Annotated in this window: 12 protein-coding genes; 7 read left to right on the top strand and 5 right to left on the bottom strand. The window is 62.3% G+C overall.

What is annotated here, in order from left to right:
* Positions 1 to 29: 29 nt before the first annotated feature.
* Entirely contained in the window at positions 30 to 1,397 is a 1,368-nt protein-coding gene (locus AC6I9R_RS20595) for a hypothetical protein (RefSeq protein WP_461428265.1), read from the bottom strand.
* A 503-nt stretch (positions 1,398 to 1,900) separates the two neighbouring features.
* Here AC6I9R_RS20595 and AC6I9R_RS20590 point away from each other — a divergent pair.
* Complete coding sequence (locus AC6I9R_RS20590) at positions 1,901 to 2,203, top strand: P-loop NTPase fold protein (RefSeq protein WP_461428266.1); 303 nt, start codon at positions 1,901 to 1,903, stop codon at positions 2,201 to 2,203.
* A gap of 124 nt (positions 2,204 to 2,327) precedes the next feature.
* On the opposite strand, the gene AC6I9R_RS20585 is transcribed toward AC6I9R_RS20590, so the two are convergent.
* Positions 2,328 to 2,963 carry a hypothetical protein gene (locus tag AC6I9R_RS20585; RefSeq protein ID WP_497863038.1) on the bottom strand — a complete coding sequence of 212 codons (636 nt, stop codon included), beginning with the start codon at positions 2,961 to 2,963 and terminating at the stop codon, positions 2,328 to 2,330.
* A 664-nt stretch (positions 2,964 to 3,627) separates the two neighbouring features.
* Here AC6I9R_RS20585 and rpsA point away from each other — a divergent pair.
* Complete coding sequence (gene rpsA, locus AC6I9R_RS20580; RefSeq protein WP_461428268.1) at positions 3,628 to 5,304, top strand: 30S ribosomal protein S1; 1,677 nt, start codon at positions 3,628 to 3,630, stop codon at positions 5,302 to 5,304.
* Positions 5,305 to 5,479: 175 nt separating this feature from the next.
* Here the strand turns inward: rpsA and AC6I9R_RS20575 are convergent, their stop codons facing one another.
* Positions 5,480 to 6,199: a helix-turn-helix transcriptional regulator gene (locus AC6I9R_RS20575; protein ID WP_461428269.1), complete on the bottom strand. Its 720-nt coding sequence runs from the start codon at positions 6,197 to 6,199 to the stop codon at positions 5,480 to 5,482.
* A gap of 88 nt (positions 6,200 to 6,287) precedes the next feature.
* Between AC6I9R_RS20575 and AC6I9R_RS20570 the strand changes: the two genes are divergently transcribed.
* Together AC6I9R_RS20570 and AC6I9R_RS20565 are read left to right on the top strand one after the other, a co-directional pair.
* Positions 6,288 to 6,683 carry a RidA family protein gene (locus tag AC6I9R_RS20570; RefSeq protein WP_461428270.1) on the top strand — a complete coding sequence of 132 codons (396 nt, stop codon included), beginning with the start codon at positions 6,288 to 6,290 and terminating at the stop codon, positions 6,681 to 6,683.
* A 175-nt stretch (positions 6,684 to 6,858) separates the two neighbouring features.
* Positions 6,859 to 8,040 (top strand): hypothetical protein, encoded by a 1,182-nt coding sequence (locus AC6I9R_RS20565; protein WP_461428271.1) that lies wholly within the window; start codon positions 6,859 to 6,861, stop codon positions 8,038 to 8,040.
* Between the two features lie 274 nt (positions 8,041 to 8,314).
* On the opposite strand, the gene AC6I9R_RS20560 is transcribed toward AC6I9R_RS20565, so the two are convergent.
* Positions 8,315 to 9,241: an ADP-ribosylglycohydrolase family protein gene (locus AC6I9R_RS20560; RefSeq protein WP_461428272.1), complete on the bottom strand. Its 927-nt coding sequence runs from the start codon at positions 9,239 to 9,241 to the stop codon at positions 8,315 to 8,317.
* A 123-nt stretch (positions 9,242 to 9,364) separates the two neighbouring features.
* Between AC6I9R_RS20560 and AC6I9R_RS20555 the strand changes: the two genes are divergently transcribed.
* Positions 9,365 to 10,216, top strand: a complete 852-nt coding sequence (locus AC6I9R_RS20555) for an MBL fold metallo-hydrolase (protein ID WP_461428273.1) — start codon at positions 9,365 to 9,367, stop codon at positions 10,214 to 10,216.
* Here the strand turns inward: AC6I9R_RS20555 and AC6I9R_RS20550 are convergent.
* Positions 10,213 to 11,229 (bottom strand): helix-turn-helix transcriptional regulator, encoded by a 1,017-nt coding sequence (locus AC6I9R_RS20550; protein ID WP_461428274.1) that lies wholly within the window; start codon positions 11,227 to 11,229, stop codon positions 10,213 to 10,215. The genes AC6I9R_RS20555 and AC6I9R_RS20550 overlap by 4 nt on opposite strands.
* A gap of 155 nt (positions 11,230 to 11,384) precedes the next feature.
* On the opposite strand from AC6I9R_RS20550, the gene AC6I9R_RS20545 reads away from it, so the two are divergent.
* Together AC6I9R_RS20545 and AC6I9R_RS20540 are read left to right on the top strand one after the other, a co-directional pair.
* Positions 11,385 to 12,407, top strand: coding sequence for an alpha/beta hydrolase family protein (locus tag AC6I9R_RS20545; protein ID WP_461428275.1), 1,023 nt, complete (start codon positions 11,385 to 11,387; stop codon positions 12,405 to 12,407).
* Positions 12,408 to 12,485: 78 nt separating this feature from the next.
* Positions 12,486 to 13,727: an Hsp70 family protein gene (locus AC6I9R_RS20540; protein ID WP_461428276.1), complete on the top strand. Its 1,242-nt coding sequence runs from the start codon at positions 12,486 to 12,488 to the stop codon at positions 13,725 to 13,727.
* The last annotated feature ends 47 nt before the right edge of the window (positions 13,728 to 13,774 follow it).

The following is a 13,774-nucleotide window of genomic DNA, read 5'->3' as shown; positions in this document are numbered from 1 at the left end:
CGGTTGATGAAGCGCATGGCCGTCGCCTCCTATTGCAAGATCTGCAGAGCTTTGCGCAGCTCTGCGATGTGATGCGGGGTGTCGACCGGGCCCGTCTCGGTACCCTCGTGGAGCTTCCAATAGTTGTTGTGCGAAAAGAAGCTCCGCTTGTGCCCCTTCGCCACGGCGCCGTCTTCCAGCTTGGGCAGGACCGCGATGTCCCTAATGCCCGTCACTCCTGAATTCAGCCCAAAGACCTCCGCGACCGGGCCGGACACCAGATCGCCGGTCAATAACCCCTTCTCCTCGGAATAGAGGTTGGTCCAGCGGGTGTAGGCGAAAAGGGCCGCGTGATGCGGCACGCGGCGGTCCAGCGGCACGCGGCCTTTGTGGCGGGCGTAGGTGAAATGCGACAGCTGGGTCGTGCCGTCGAATTCCAGGGTCGGCGGGCAGGTCGGCAGCAACCGCCGGGCTTGGCGCGCACGCAGGTCGTCGTGGCTTTCGGCCATCAGAAACTCCGCATGGGTCAGGGGCGAGCCGAGGGTGATGAAATCACTGACGTTCCACTTGGCGCCCTGATCCTTGGCCTCCTCCAACGCCAGCGCCTGTTGGGCCTGGTAGGCATCGAGGTCCAGCGCACCGCCGCTGGCCTCGGCCTCGCGGATCATCTCCTCCAGCCGGTTCCGCTCGGGTTGGGGCATCTCGGACGGTGTGCCGTCCTTGAGCACAGTGTTGTACTTGGCGAACAGCATGGCGAGGATGTCATAGGCCACGATTGTGCCAAGCGAATGGGCGACGACGACGATCCTGTCGTACTCCTTGGACTGGATCAAACGATCCAACAGGTCGACGCCGGTCTGTCGGATGATATGGCGCTTCGCCACATTGGGCGGCCAGGCCTTCACGTAGCGGGCCACGTCGCCGAAGCGTTTGATCAGCACATTCGACACGAAGGCCGAGACCGCGAGGCCGAAGACGGCGGCGCCGATGATGACCCAGGGCCGGGTTTCCGCAGGCCTTGGCCACAGGCCCCAGATCCAGACCGCAAGGACGACCAGAGCGATGATCCAGAGCACCACCCAGGCGTGGAAAATCCGTCGCGGCACCTGCGTGCGCGGGTCGCGCAGCAGCAGATCGCGGATCCAGGTGGTCACATGCTCCCACGTGGTGCCCTGCATCATATGAGCCCAGTAATACTCGTAGAAATCCGTATAATTGCCGGCGCTGTCCGCCTCCGTCGTGATCCGCCTGAGCTCGGTCGAGCTGTTGCGCTGATCCGGCTTGGCCCAGGACGCATTGCCCGTTCGCCGCCCGCCGGTATCCGGGTCGGGCCGCGCGGGGTCAACGAGGCTGCTATCAGTGGTCCAAACGGACTTCACGAAGGCGTTGAGCGTTTGCATCGGGATCTGTTCGCCCATGCCGTGCAATATGACGATGGCTTGTTTCAAGAGGGCTCCGATTGAGAGGTTTGAAAAGGCAGGAGATCTGGAATGGGCTGGGGCTTTCTTAAGGCAAGGGGTGCCTATGCGGGGTTTTGTTCCTTAGAGGGCAATTGGCGGTCTCAGGAATTAGGGCGCGAAGGTCATCAATGAGCAAAACGTACCAGATTTTTTCGCGATCTCATCTGGAAATATGCAAGTCTCCGTTTTCGGGTCGGCATGATCGGTCCGTCGGGGTCTTAAGTGGGACCCGATGCAAGACCCGCGCCGGTTTACGCGTGCGGGGCTAGGGCGGTGCACAAATCTTAGGTGAATGCTCAAGCTTGAGCACCTATGTTAAGACATTGATATATTTACATATTCAGTTTTTCCTTAACGTTTTGTTAAGCACTTGACCGTGGGTCCGCGGGCAAGTGCGCTTGCTTTCGGAGCCGGAGGCTCGCTACGTTCAACGGCCATTCAGACGACACGCGAGGCGCGCTGTGGCCGAGAAGACATTCAAGGATGACCACCTGGGGTTCGAGACCCTCGGCGCGACGTTTACCAAGCTGGTGCAGTCGATGGAGGGGCCAAAGGTGATCTCCATCGAGGCCGGGTTCGGGCGGGGAAAGACGTTCTTTCGCGAACGCTGGGCCGGGCAATTGCGCGACGCAGGAGAGGTCGTCGTGGAGATTGACGCGCGCCAGTCCGACCATTCCGGCGATCCGGTGGTGACGTTCATCGGGGCGCTGGTGGGGGCATTGGGGGAGCCTAACGGTACGCGGGCCTTTAGTGAGTGCGGCTGAGCACGTTGTCAAAACGGTTAGCGGGTAAGCGACCCGACAAGAGTTTTCATCCCCGGGAGTGTCGGAGGTCAATTTGGAGTGGACTGCCAGTCGCGGGAGACTTTCAGCGGGTGGGATCGGCTTCTCAGATTGGGGGTCCCGTATGCCCGCCCATAAGATCGACGGTGACCGGCGGAAATGGAAAGCCAATTCCGGGCGTTTTCTGTTCCTGGATCACGCCGGCCAGATCGTTCTGCGCATATAAATCGACGCTTAAAGAGAACAGCAAAGGCCTGCGTTCAGTGCGAAGGTCGAGGTGCGTGGGAAGCAACCATTTCAGGCTCATTGTCTCGGAACGCTCGGTCTCTAGAAAGTCATCGTAACTTGCGAAGGTGAGACCTGATGCAAAGGGTTCCGGAAATTGGACCGTCGTCTCTTGGCCACGCATCAATTGCGTGCCGTGGATGTGAAGTTTGCTATTGTCAACAATGGCAAACTTGCTGTTGGGGGAGAGCGGTGGGGCAGTCAGGATGTCGTTGGAGACGAGGCAGGCGAACCGGTAGGGTTTGGTCCGTTTACCGAATGAGATTTCGCCTGTGACAACATCTTCCAAAGTGTCGGACCAATCGGGGACGGATTGAAACAGATCCTCGGACATCAAGATCAAATTGCAGTTGCTTTCAAAGAACAGCGCGAACGGCTTTACGGCGTTTCGGGCGATGAGCGTTGAGCCTGCCTTGAGAACATCTTGCCAAGCCCAATCCCTGGGAGGCTGGTTCATAAAATTGCCCCAGCCCGGAAAATCGTATTCGGGTAGCGATCTGGGCCAGTCCATCGTTGTTCCTGTCCGCCCAAGGACCGAGTCTGCGACGTGAGCCTTGAAAAATGATGTTCGCATTGGATGCCTTGGGTCTGAGGAGGCGTTAGGAAGAGGGTAGGGGAGCGATAAACCAATCGCAAATGATACCGTTGATTTGCACCCGGACCGGAATCAAGGCCGTAGGCCGCCGGTCCATCGCCGTCACGCCCCCTCGGGGCGGCGATTTGTTGAAGTTGGGTGCGACGAAGGGGCGGCGCGCTTCCTTGGCTGGCATAAAGTGAGGTGAATGGTGTTGGATCGCCACCCCGGCGTGACGGCGATGGACCGGCTTAGTGGGGAGGGCGGAGCGGTGGGTTTCACCCACCCTACGGGATTGCAGGGCGGGCCTTGCACATAAGGCAAACCCCAGCTATACGCGCGCCTGTCCAAGGCGATGTATAAATCGGGGGCGAAGGTACAGGCAGGTGGGATACGTCCCGCCTTCTTTCGTTTTCGGGTCATTGTCGTGGAAGAATGGACGGAACAACCGCGCTCAAGTAGCCCGAAGGGCGGTAGCGCAAAACAAATCAAGACCGGCGGAGACAACCGCGCGGCCAGCATCAAATTGATAGGAAACAGACGCCACATGGCAACAGCATCGATGGAGGAATTCGAAGCCCTCCTGAACGAAAGCTTCGAAATTGACACGCCGGACGAAGGCTCGGTGGTCATGGGCAAGGTCATCGCGATTGAAGCGGGCCAAGCCATCATCGACGTCGGCTACAAAATGGAAGGCCGTGTCGAACTTAAAGAATTCGCGAATCCCGGTGAGGCGCCCTCGATTGCCGTTGGCGATCAGGTGGAAGTCTACCTGCGCAACGTCGAGAACGCTCGGGGCGAGGCCGTGCTGTCGCACGAGATGGCCCGCCGTGAGGCCGCCTGGGATCGTCTGGAAAAGGCCTATGCCGCGGAAGAGCGTGTCGAAGGCGCGATCTTTGGCCGTGTGAAGGGTGGCTTCACCGTGGATCTTGGCGGCGCGGTTGCGTTTTTGCCCGGCTCTCAGGTGGATGTGCGCCCCGTGCGCGATGCGGGCCCGCTGATGGGTCTCAAGCAGCCGTTCCAGATCCTGAAGATGGACCGTCGCCGTGGCAACATCGTTGTCTCGCGCCGCGCGATCCTGGAAGAGTCCCGTGCCGAGCAGCGCGCCGAGGTGATCGGCAAGCTGAACGAGGGCGACGTTGTGGACGGCGTGGTCAAGAACATCACCGAGTACGGCGCATTCGTCGACCTGGGCGGTGTGGACGGCCTGCTGCACGTCACCGACATGGCCTGGCGCCGCGTCAACGACCCTAAAGAGATCCTGACCATTGGCGAGACCGTCAAGGTGCAGGTGATCAAGGTCAACAAAGAGACGCACCGTATCAGCCTTGGCATGAAGCAGCTGCAGGAAGATCCGTGGGATGCCGTGGCCGCCAAATACGCTCTGGACACTGTCCACACGGGCCGCGTGACAAACATCACCGATTACGGTGCGTTTGTTGAGCTGGAAGCCGGTGTTGAGGGTCTGGTCCACGTGTCCGAGATGTCCTGGACGAAGAAGAACGTGCATCCGGGCAAGATCGTTTCCACCTCGCAAGAGGTCGAAGTGATGGTGCTGGAGATCGACACCGTGAAGCGTCGCGTCTCCCTTGGCCTCAAGCAGACCATGCGCAACCCATGGGAAGTGTTCGCCGAGAGCCACCCCGAGGGCACGCAGGTCGAGGGTGAAGTCAAGAACATCACCGAATTCGGTCTGTTCGTGGGTCTTGAAGGCGAGATCGACGGCATGGTGCACCTGTCCGACCTGACCTGGGAAGGCCGGGGCGAGGACATCATCGGTGAGTTCCGCAAGGGCGACATCGTGAAGGCCGTCGTCACCGAGGTCGACACCGACAAGGAGCGTATCAGCCTGTCCATCAAGGCAGTTGACGGCGATCCCTTCGGCGAGACCATCGAAGGCGTGAAGCGCGGCTCGATCATCACCGTGGAAGTGACGGCGATTGAGGATGGCGGCATCGAGGTGGACTACGAGGGCATGAAGTCCTTCATCCGCCGCTCTGACCTGTCGCGTGACCGTTCCGAGCAGCGTCCTGAGCGTTTCGGCGTGGGCGACAAGCTGGACGTCCGTGTCACCAACATCGACGCGAAATCGCGTCGTCTGGGCCTGTCGATCAAGGCGCGGGAGATCGCGGAGGAGAAAGAGGCCGTGGAACAGTTCGGCTCGTCCGACTCGGGTGCATCGCTGGGCGATATCCTGGGCGCGGCGCTGAAGCAGGACGACTGATCCTGTCGGCTGAGATTTGAAGAAGGCCCCGCTGGAAACGGCGGGGCCTTTTTTCGTCGCGGGACGGTGTGATCAAGGGTGCTCAAGCTTGAGCAGGGATCTAAACCACTGACAAAAAACAAAAACTGGATTCTGTTAACCTTCGATTAACCCTTTTTCCACCGCGCGTGCACCGTCACGTAACCAGCTGGCTGTAGGGGCAGACGTCCTCCTCGAACGGCACATGGCGGCGGCGGAACCGGGTGCCTTCCACGCCTGACGGCGCGCTGATGCGGTCCATGCGGAAATGCCGGAAGTCGTCCCGCGCGGGGTCCCAGGCGACCAGATACCAGAGCGGCTGCAGGATCAGCATCGCCTGCGGCTCAACCTCTCGGCGCGTCACGCGGCCCTTGGCGTCGCGGTAATCAAAACGCAGCAGATGCCGCCCCAGAAAGGCGGCCTCAAACGCGGGCAGCAGCTCTGCGTCCATGGTGCCCAGATCCGAAAGGTCTTGCAGCGGCGACAGCTGGCCGATGTGCAGACAATCGAGGAAGGCGCGCAGGTCGCGCACCTTGTCGGACGGCAGGGCGCGCTCGATCTTGGCGAGGCCCGCATCGGCGAGCTCTGCAAAGGGCAGATTGCCGGCGGCGCGGACGGCAGCGACGGAGATCAGCAGGGCAAAGACCTCCGCCACCGAGAGCCGCGCAGTGGTTTGCATCGACTGCGGATCAAGCTGTAGGCCACCGCCGCGCCCGACGTCGGAATGGATCACGAACCCCTCATCGCGCAGCGCGCAGATATCGCGCAGCACGGTCCGGCGGGACGCGCCGACTTCATCGGCTAGAAGATCAACGGTGCTGGTTCCGTTGCGGCGAAGGCTGCGGACGATGGCGTCCTGTCTGGTTCTGACATTCATTTTGCCACCTTAGCATTAATAGTGCCATTTTTTGGCACCAATAAGATCTATACCGATTTCAGCAACATGAAAACAAGGAGTTGAAACGATGGAACGCAAAGCTGTTAACCCCTGGGACTGGTCTTTGAAGCTGGGATACAACCAGGCCGAGGTCATCACCGGCGCCAAGCGCCAGGTCACCGTCGCGGGTCAAACCGCCGTGGACGAGACCGGCGCCCCCCAGCACCCGGACGACATGAGGGCGCAGATCGCCCTGGCGCTGGACAACCTGGAGGCCGTCTTGGCGGGTGCGGGCATGGACCTGAGCAACATCACGCGGCTGGGCGTCTACGCCACGGACGTGGACGCGGCGCTGCAGAACTTTGACCTGATGGGCATGCGGTTCGGCCCCAAACAAAGCGCGCCACCGATGACGTTGCTGGGCGTCCAACGGCTGGCAATCCCGGGCTTGATGTTCGAGATCGAGGCAACGGCGGCAGACTGAGCGCGCTGTGATGGAAAAGAGGCCCTGCCGGGGACGGCGGGGTCTTTTTGTTACCCTGATGCCAAAGAAGCACCGAAGCATATTCTGGCAGGTGCGCGAGTCTTCTGGACTTACGTGACGTAAGGCGGCAGATTTTCGTTAATGATATAGCGAATTATGCGGAGGGGATAAAACAATGGCGGATTCCAACTCACTTGACGATATTATTGCTCCGGAGAAAATCCTGACCGATATCCTCGAAAAGGTGATCGATAAGGCCGAGGACGAGATTGTTGATGCGCTCTTCAGCGCATTGGGCTTCTCCGGCGGCGACGACCAGAATGCACAGATCATCGCCTTGGAAGAAGAAATCGTGGGATTGTTGGCGGATATCGAGGCAGAGATTCAGTTTTCCACCAGCAATATCGAGGGTTGGGACAGTTGGAATTACATCACCAACAAGGTCGTCGATCTTAAGCAGAACGCGAACGATCCCAAGGGCCTGGAAGCACAATACGAAGAAATCTGCAAAAAAATGCCCGACACATTGAAGACTTTCGGGCGAGCAATCCTTGGAAATCAGCCGTTCTCACCATCGGACAAACCGGTTCCCAGTGACACGGTCATCGGTCAATACGTCTCGAAGTTTGTAGACTACATTCGCGACAATCCGACGGGAAGCTATGTCGTTCAGGATCTTTATTATGCTTCCAACGCGTACATGACGCGGCTGTTTGCGCTTCAGATCAATGGCACGATGATGATCGTCAACGGCTATCTGTCCATGAAGGCCACGGGCAGCAAGGCAAGCGATCCCGAACATGTTAAGGCACAGATTAAGATCGCATTGGAGAACCTGACCAATGCACTGGATCTGCAAAACCAGATGCTGAAGGACTTGGTCCCCAGCATTGCACAATACCTGGTCAGCGCCACCGTAACGCCAACGGCCATGCTCAACTCCAGTTTCTCGATGTCTGGGTCTGATCGGCAGTTTATGAGCTATTCTGGAAACATGGCCGTGCCGTTCATGGCCAAGCAGGAGGGCAACCCGGTCGACCAGACCGTCTTTCTTTGGACTGATGGTGGGGAGGTGCGGCTCTATTATGATGTTGAGGGAAATGGGGGGGACAAGCAGTATGTCGCTGTCGTCTACGGCGGATTTAACATCCCTTCCCTCACGGTGGGCGGCATCGAAGCCGGGAACTCTGGCGCGCAATGGCGGCTTATTCCAGTCGAAGCATCCAGAGAAACGCTGTACACCGTCTACGCGTGGCATGAGGACAAGTGGCTGATCGCAAAGAGTAATGGCGAGACCACCTACAATCTGAGTGTTGAGGATGGATGCTATTGGCACTTTGGTGCTCCGCCATCCTAAGGCCGCGCGCGGCCTAGACGGGGTGAAGGGCCTGCATGGCAACGGTAACTGCACGACTTCGCAAGATCTGAAGAACGCTTGAAAGTTACAGTCGTTCAGGCGCTTTGAGTGCTCGGATTGGCGCCACTTCTTTTAGCGGCACGACATGCTGCTCATGCCACTGGCCTTGGGAAGCCTTGCAGTCTGCATCTCATCCAATCTTGTGCCAGTATTGCATGGTCTCAGCGTGCGCCGTGCCTTGCTCGCGGTTAACCTGAACAGCTGAAAAGGAAACTCAGTCCAGATCTTCAGTCAGATATCCCACCCAAACCTTCGGGATTCCCGTCTCGCTGCCCTCGCCGTGCAGTGCGCCCATGACTGCTCCAATGAGGATGGCGCGGCCGCAGGTGTCGCCGCCGGCGTAGATGTTGCGGCGGATGGCTTCGGGGTAGGTTTGGGACAGCAGGATGTTGTGCACGGCCACCGGGATGCCGGAGGTCAGGTGGCAGGCCATGCCGAAGTGGGCGGCGGCGGCGTTGTTGTGGGTTTGGGTTGCCATCGTCGCGGCCTCGTCGATGAGGGCGGCGGCCTCTGGGCTGGCGTGGGCGCGGCCTGCGGCGACGGCCTCTGCTGCCGAGGCACCGCGGGCGGCGGCGCGCATCATCGCGGCGGAGATGCGGCCGTATTCGCGTGAGATGTCGTTGTCGTTGGTGACGGCGACGGCGGCGTCGACCGCTTTGAAGAACGCGTCGTCTTCGGCCTCCAGGAGGGCCGCGACAAGGGGGGGCAGCTTGGCGATGGCGGGCAGTTGCACGTCGTCCGAGCCTTTGGCCTGGGTCAGATCCTCGACCCCGATGGCGTTGTTGAGGCTGTCGCGGGTGGCGCGGTCGATGTAGCCGACGTAGGCGCCGCCATAGCCGAAATGGGCGTGGAAGGCGCGGGCGTAGGCGGCGGGGTAGTAGGTGCCGTTCTTGAGGCCGCCGTTTTCGAGCGCGCGGTGCATGACGAGCACCTGCTCTCCGTATTGGGATTGGTCACCGGAGGTGCGGTGGGGGTGAGCGTAGTAGCCTTGGGTGTTGTCGTAATTGGCGGGAGAGGGATGGAAGAACACGGGCTCATGCGGGGCGACGAGGGCGATGTGGCGCTGGTCGTAGATCCAGTGCAGGCCCATGGCGGCGGCATCGGCGACAAGGGCGCCCAACGTGAGGGGATGAAGCGACATGGGCGGTGGGTCCTTGTGGTTAGGGTGGCGCGGCGGATTATAGGGCGCGCGCGGGGGGAAGGCGATCCCTTGTCACCGGGTCAATCCGCTGTAGCCTGGGGGCATTCGTGAAGGAGAATGTGGATGCTGTGCAAGATCGGAGACGTTGAAGTCTGGCGCATTCTGGAGATGAACGGCCCGTTCCGCGAGGCCACGACGCTGTTTCCCAACGCGGGCACGGATGTGGCGGAGGTGATCGAGGCGCTGGATCCCGGCGTGATCGAGGCGGGCACGGGCCGGGTGATCCTGCCGGTGCAGGGGTTCCTGCTGAAGACGCCCGATGCCGTCGTGCTGGTCGATGCCTGCGTGGGCAACCACAAGACGGCGAGCTTCCCGAATTGGCACATGCGCGAAGACGGGCGCTTCATGGCCGCGCTGAGTGCGGCCGGGATCACGCCAGAGGACGTCGATTACGTCATGTGTACGCACCTGCATGTCGATCACATCGGCTGGAATACGCAGAAGCTGGACGGGCGCTGGGTGCCGACCTTTCCCAATGCGCGCTACCTGATGCCCGGCGCGGATATCGCGATGTATGAGGCCCTGGACGACCCGCATCCGTCCTATGTGGAAAGCATTTTGCCGGTGATCGAGGCGGGGCAGGCGGAGGAGGTGACGGTGGATCACACCCTGGGCGATCTGATCGATCTGATCCCGACGCCGGGCCATACCCCGGGCCACGTCAGCGTGCGGATCAGGTCCCAGGGCAAAGAGGCGGTGATCACCGGGGACGCGCTGCATGTGACGCCGCAGTGCCAGAATCCCGAATGGCATTTCATCTACGACGCCGATGCGGAAACCGCCGTGACGTCCCGCAGGCATCTGCTGGAGACTGTGGCGGGGAGTGGCGCGCGGGTTCTGGGGACGCATTTTCAACTGCCGTCGATTGGTCGCATCCGCGCCAAGGGCGATGCCTTTGAATGGGTGGCGGATTAGGGCCGTTTGCTGCGGCGGTAGGCGGTTGGGGACATGGCGAAGACCCGTTCAAACTCGCGGTAGAAGTTAGAGCGGGTGAGGAAGCCCGATTGCTCGGTCACTTGGGTGACGGGTAGCTCCGTCGTCTCCAGCAGGTGGGCCGCATGGGTCAGGCGGAAGCCGTTCACATATTGCGAGACGTTGATACCCTGGGTCTGGTTGATCGCCTCGGACAAGGCGCGGGCGGGTACGTGGAGGCGTTTGGCGAGGCGGTCGAGCGTCAGATCGGTGTCGAGGAACAGCTGCGTCTCACTCAGCAGGGCGGCGGTGCGCTGTTCCAGCTCTGCCGCTTCGCCGGTGGGGCTGGCGGGCAGGGCGGGCGCGGACGAAGGCGCGCGGCGGTTGGAGAAGCTGATGATCGCGGCCAGAAGGCCAAGGGCGGTGACGACAGAGCCCGCCGAGATCAGGGTCAGCGCATCGTCGCGCTGGCCGGTGGCAAAGCTGACGGCGATGGCCGCGTCAAAGACCAGCATCACCAGAAGCATGGCGGCGGCTACCAGCATCCAGACCCGCAGGCCGCGGGTCAGGTGCAGTGGCGCGAGGGCGAGCGCGTCTGCGCCGCGCCGCCACAACAGCAGAAGTCCGACGCCAGCGATCAGATAGCTGGCCCCGATGGCCGCGTCATAGGCGACGCGCACGCTGGGGATGACCTGCGGCAGCACAGCGATGACGGCCCAGAACGAAAGGTGCAACGCGATGGGGCGGCGCATCTGCGCAGGCGGGCGGCTATAGCTGAGAAAGCCAAGGTAGATCAGTGGCCCGATGAAGAGCGGGATGATCCGCTGGATCGGCGCGAAACCCTCTACCCCGTAGCCGAAGCGGATGCCCGTCAGAAGCGTCGTGGCGGCGATCAGGGCGAAGACGGTGGTGAACAGCGCGCGGGCCAACGCGCTGCCGACCTCCAGCCGCCAGACCATCACGCAGGCGGCGGCGGACAGGATGAAGCTGAGGATGGGAAGCGGCAGGGCCTGCATGTTCGTCCTTTATCGCGCGCGCGGCTGTCCTTTATCGCGCGGGCTTTGTCCTGCATCACGATCAAGGACGGGAAGTGGGGGTGCAACCCGTTGTTTTCAAGGCGTTTGTGGTGACATCCAAGGCCATCGCACATCCCATTGCAGGAGAGTACCCAATGCAACGCCAAACGCCAATCATCGCCGCCATAGCCCTTCTGGCCCTGACCAGTGTCGCGTCCGCTACCGAGACCTATCGCACCGGAATGGTAGAGTTGGACATCGCCCATGACACCCGCCCGTTGGAGGGCTTCCTGTGGTATCCGACGCAGACCGACGACGCCTCGGTCCGGGCGCATGGCAATGCGGTGTGGGAGGCCATTCGCGTGATCCCCTATGCGGCGCCTGCGGGCGGCGCGCGCCCGTTGGTCGTGCTGTCCCATGGCATGTACGGCAACGCCCGCAATCAGGCCTGGCTGGCCGCCGAACTGACCAAGGCGGGCTATATCGTGGCCGCGATTGACCACCCCGGGACCTCCACCTTCCTGCGCGACCCCGACGATGCGCGCGAGATGTGGGAGCGGCCCCGGGATATCTCGCGCACCATCGACCATCTGCTGGCGCGCGACGACGTGCGGGTGGACCCGGACCGGATCTACATGGCCGGGCACTCCCTGGGTGGTCTGACGGCGGTGATGCTGGCCGGCGCGCGCTATGATCCGGCACGGATCGACGGGTTCTGTGCCGAGGGTCTGGATGACCTCGTCTGCGGGATCCTCGCGATGTGGGACGTGGCCGTGTCCGAGGCGGACCGGGAGACCATCGCGCAGGATTGGTCTGACTCGCGCCTGGCCGGGATCGCGGTGTTTGACCTGGGCGGCACGCAGGCCTTTGCGCCCGAAAGCTATGGGGCGATCGACACGCCGATGCTGGTGATCGGCGCGCCGATTGCGAACTCGGGCCTGAACATTGATCTGGAGTCGCGCGCCTTGGTGGAGATGCTGCCGGAGGGCACGCCGTATCTTGAGCCCGAAACGCTGGCGCATTTCGACTTCCTCGGCCTTTGCACGGCGCAGGGGCTGGCGATATTGCAGGAGGAAGAGCCCGACGATGCCTTCATCTGCGAAGACGGCGGCGCGGCGCGTGCGGCAGAGCACGCGATGATTGCCGCCGAGGTGATCGCGTTCTTCGAGGCGCACTGAACGGGCGCCGGGTTGCGGGCTTGGGGAAACTCGGGTACGTCGCCCAACCCTTGCCCATTCTTTGCCCGAGCCGCACCCGTGACCCAGACCGACACCATCGCCGTGGATTTCGGAACCTCCAACTCTGCCGCTGCCGTGATGAGGGACGGCGCGCTGGTGCGCATCGCGGTGGAGGACGGGGCAGAGACCCTGCCGACGGCGGTGTTCTTCCCGGCGGATGGCGGGCCGATGCAGATCGGCACCCGCGCCGCGCAGTCCTTGGTGGCGGGGGAAGAGGGTCGGTATATGCGCGCCCTCAAAAGCATCCTCGGGCTGCCGCTGCTGCACGAGAGGCGGTTGATCAGCGGGCGCAGGCGCAGCGTGGCCGAGGTGATTACCGCCTTCCTGACGGTGATCCGCACGAAGGCCGAGGCGCAGACCGGGGGCGCCATCACCCGCGCGCTGTCGGGCCGCCCGGTGCGGTTCCACAGCGCGGACCCGGCCCGTGATGCCCAGGCGGAGGCGGATTTGCGCGGGTGCTATGAGGCGGCTGGGTACGAGCATGTGGACTTTTTGCCCGAGCCCGAGGCCGCCGCCCTGGCTTGTCAGGGGATGGGCGCGCAGGCGGATCTGGGGCTGATCGTGGATATCGGCGGCGGCACCTCGGATTTCTCGGTGTTTGAGAGCGGGGCGACGGGGTTTCGCATCCGCGCCAGCCACGGCATCCGGCTGGGGGGCACGGATTTTGACCATGCCGTCTCTATGGCCCATGCGATGCCGGTTCTGGGCCTGGGCGGCCAGTTGCGGCGCACCCTGGGGGCCGGCCTGCTGCCGGTGCCGCGCGCGCCCTATGTGGAGCTGTCGACCTGGGCGAAGATCCCGTTCCTCTACACCCAGGACACCCGCCGGATGGTCGCCGACATGGTGCGCCACGCGGTCGACACGCCCGCCATGGAACGCTTTGCCGAGGTGTTGGAGATGGAGTTGGGCCACGAGCTGGCCTTCGCGGTGGAGCGGGGCAAGATCGCGGCCAATGACGGGGCGGTGGGGGCCGCGATTGACATGGGCATGGTAGAGCGCGGGTTACGCGTGGCGCTGGATGCGGGCGGGCTGGAGGCGGTGCTTGAACCGACGCGCGGCCTGCTGCGCGTAGCCATGGCAGAAACGTTGCAACAAGCGGGCGTCGCGGGGCCGGATATCGGGCGGATCATCCTGGTGGGCGGCTCCAGCCTGATGGGCTTCGTGGCCGAGGAGGCGCAGGGCATGTGCCCCGACGCGCAGGTGTTGCGGTCGAACGCGTTTACCGCGGTAGTGGACGGATTGGCCCTGGCGGCGGCCTGATTTGACAGGCCCGCGCCGGGCGTGCATCGCTATTGCAGCAGCAGCGG

It is taken from the genome of Gymnodinialimonas sp., from assembly GCF_059726805.1.
This window is presented reverse-complemented; position numbering and strand designations above follow the sequence as displayed.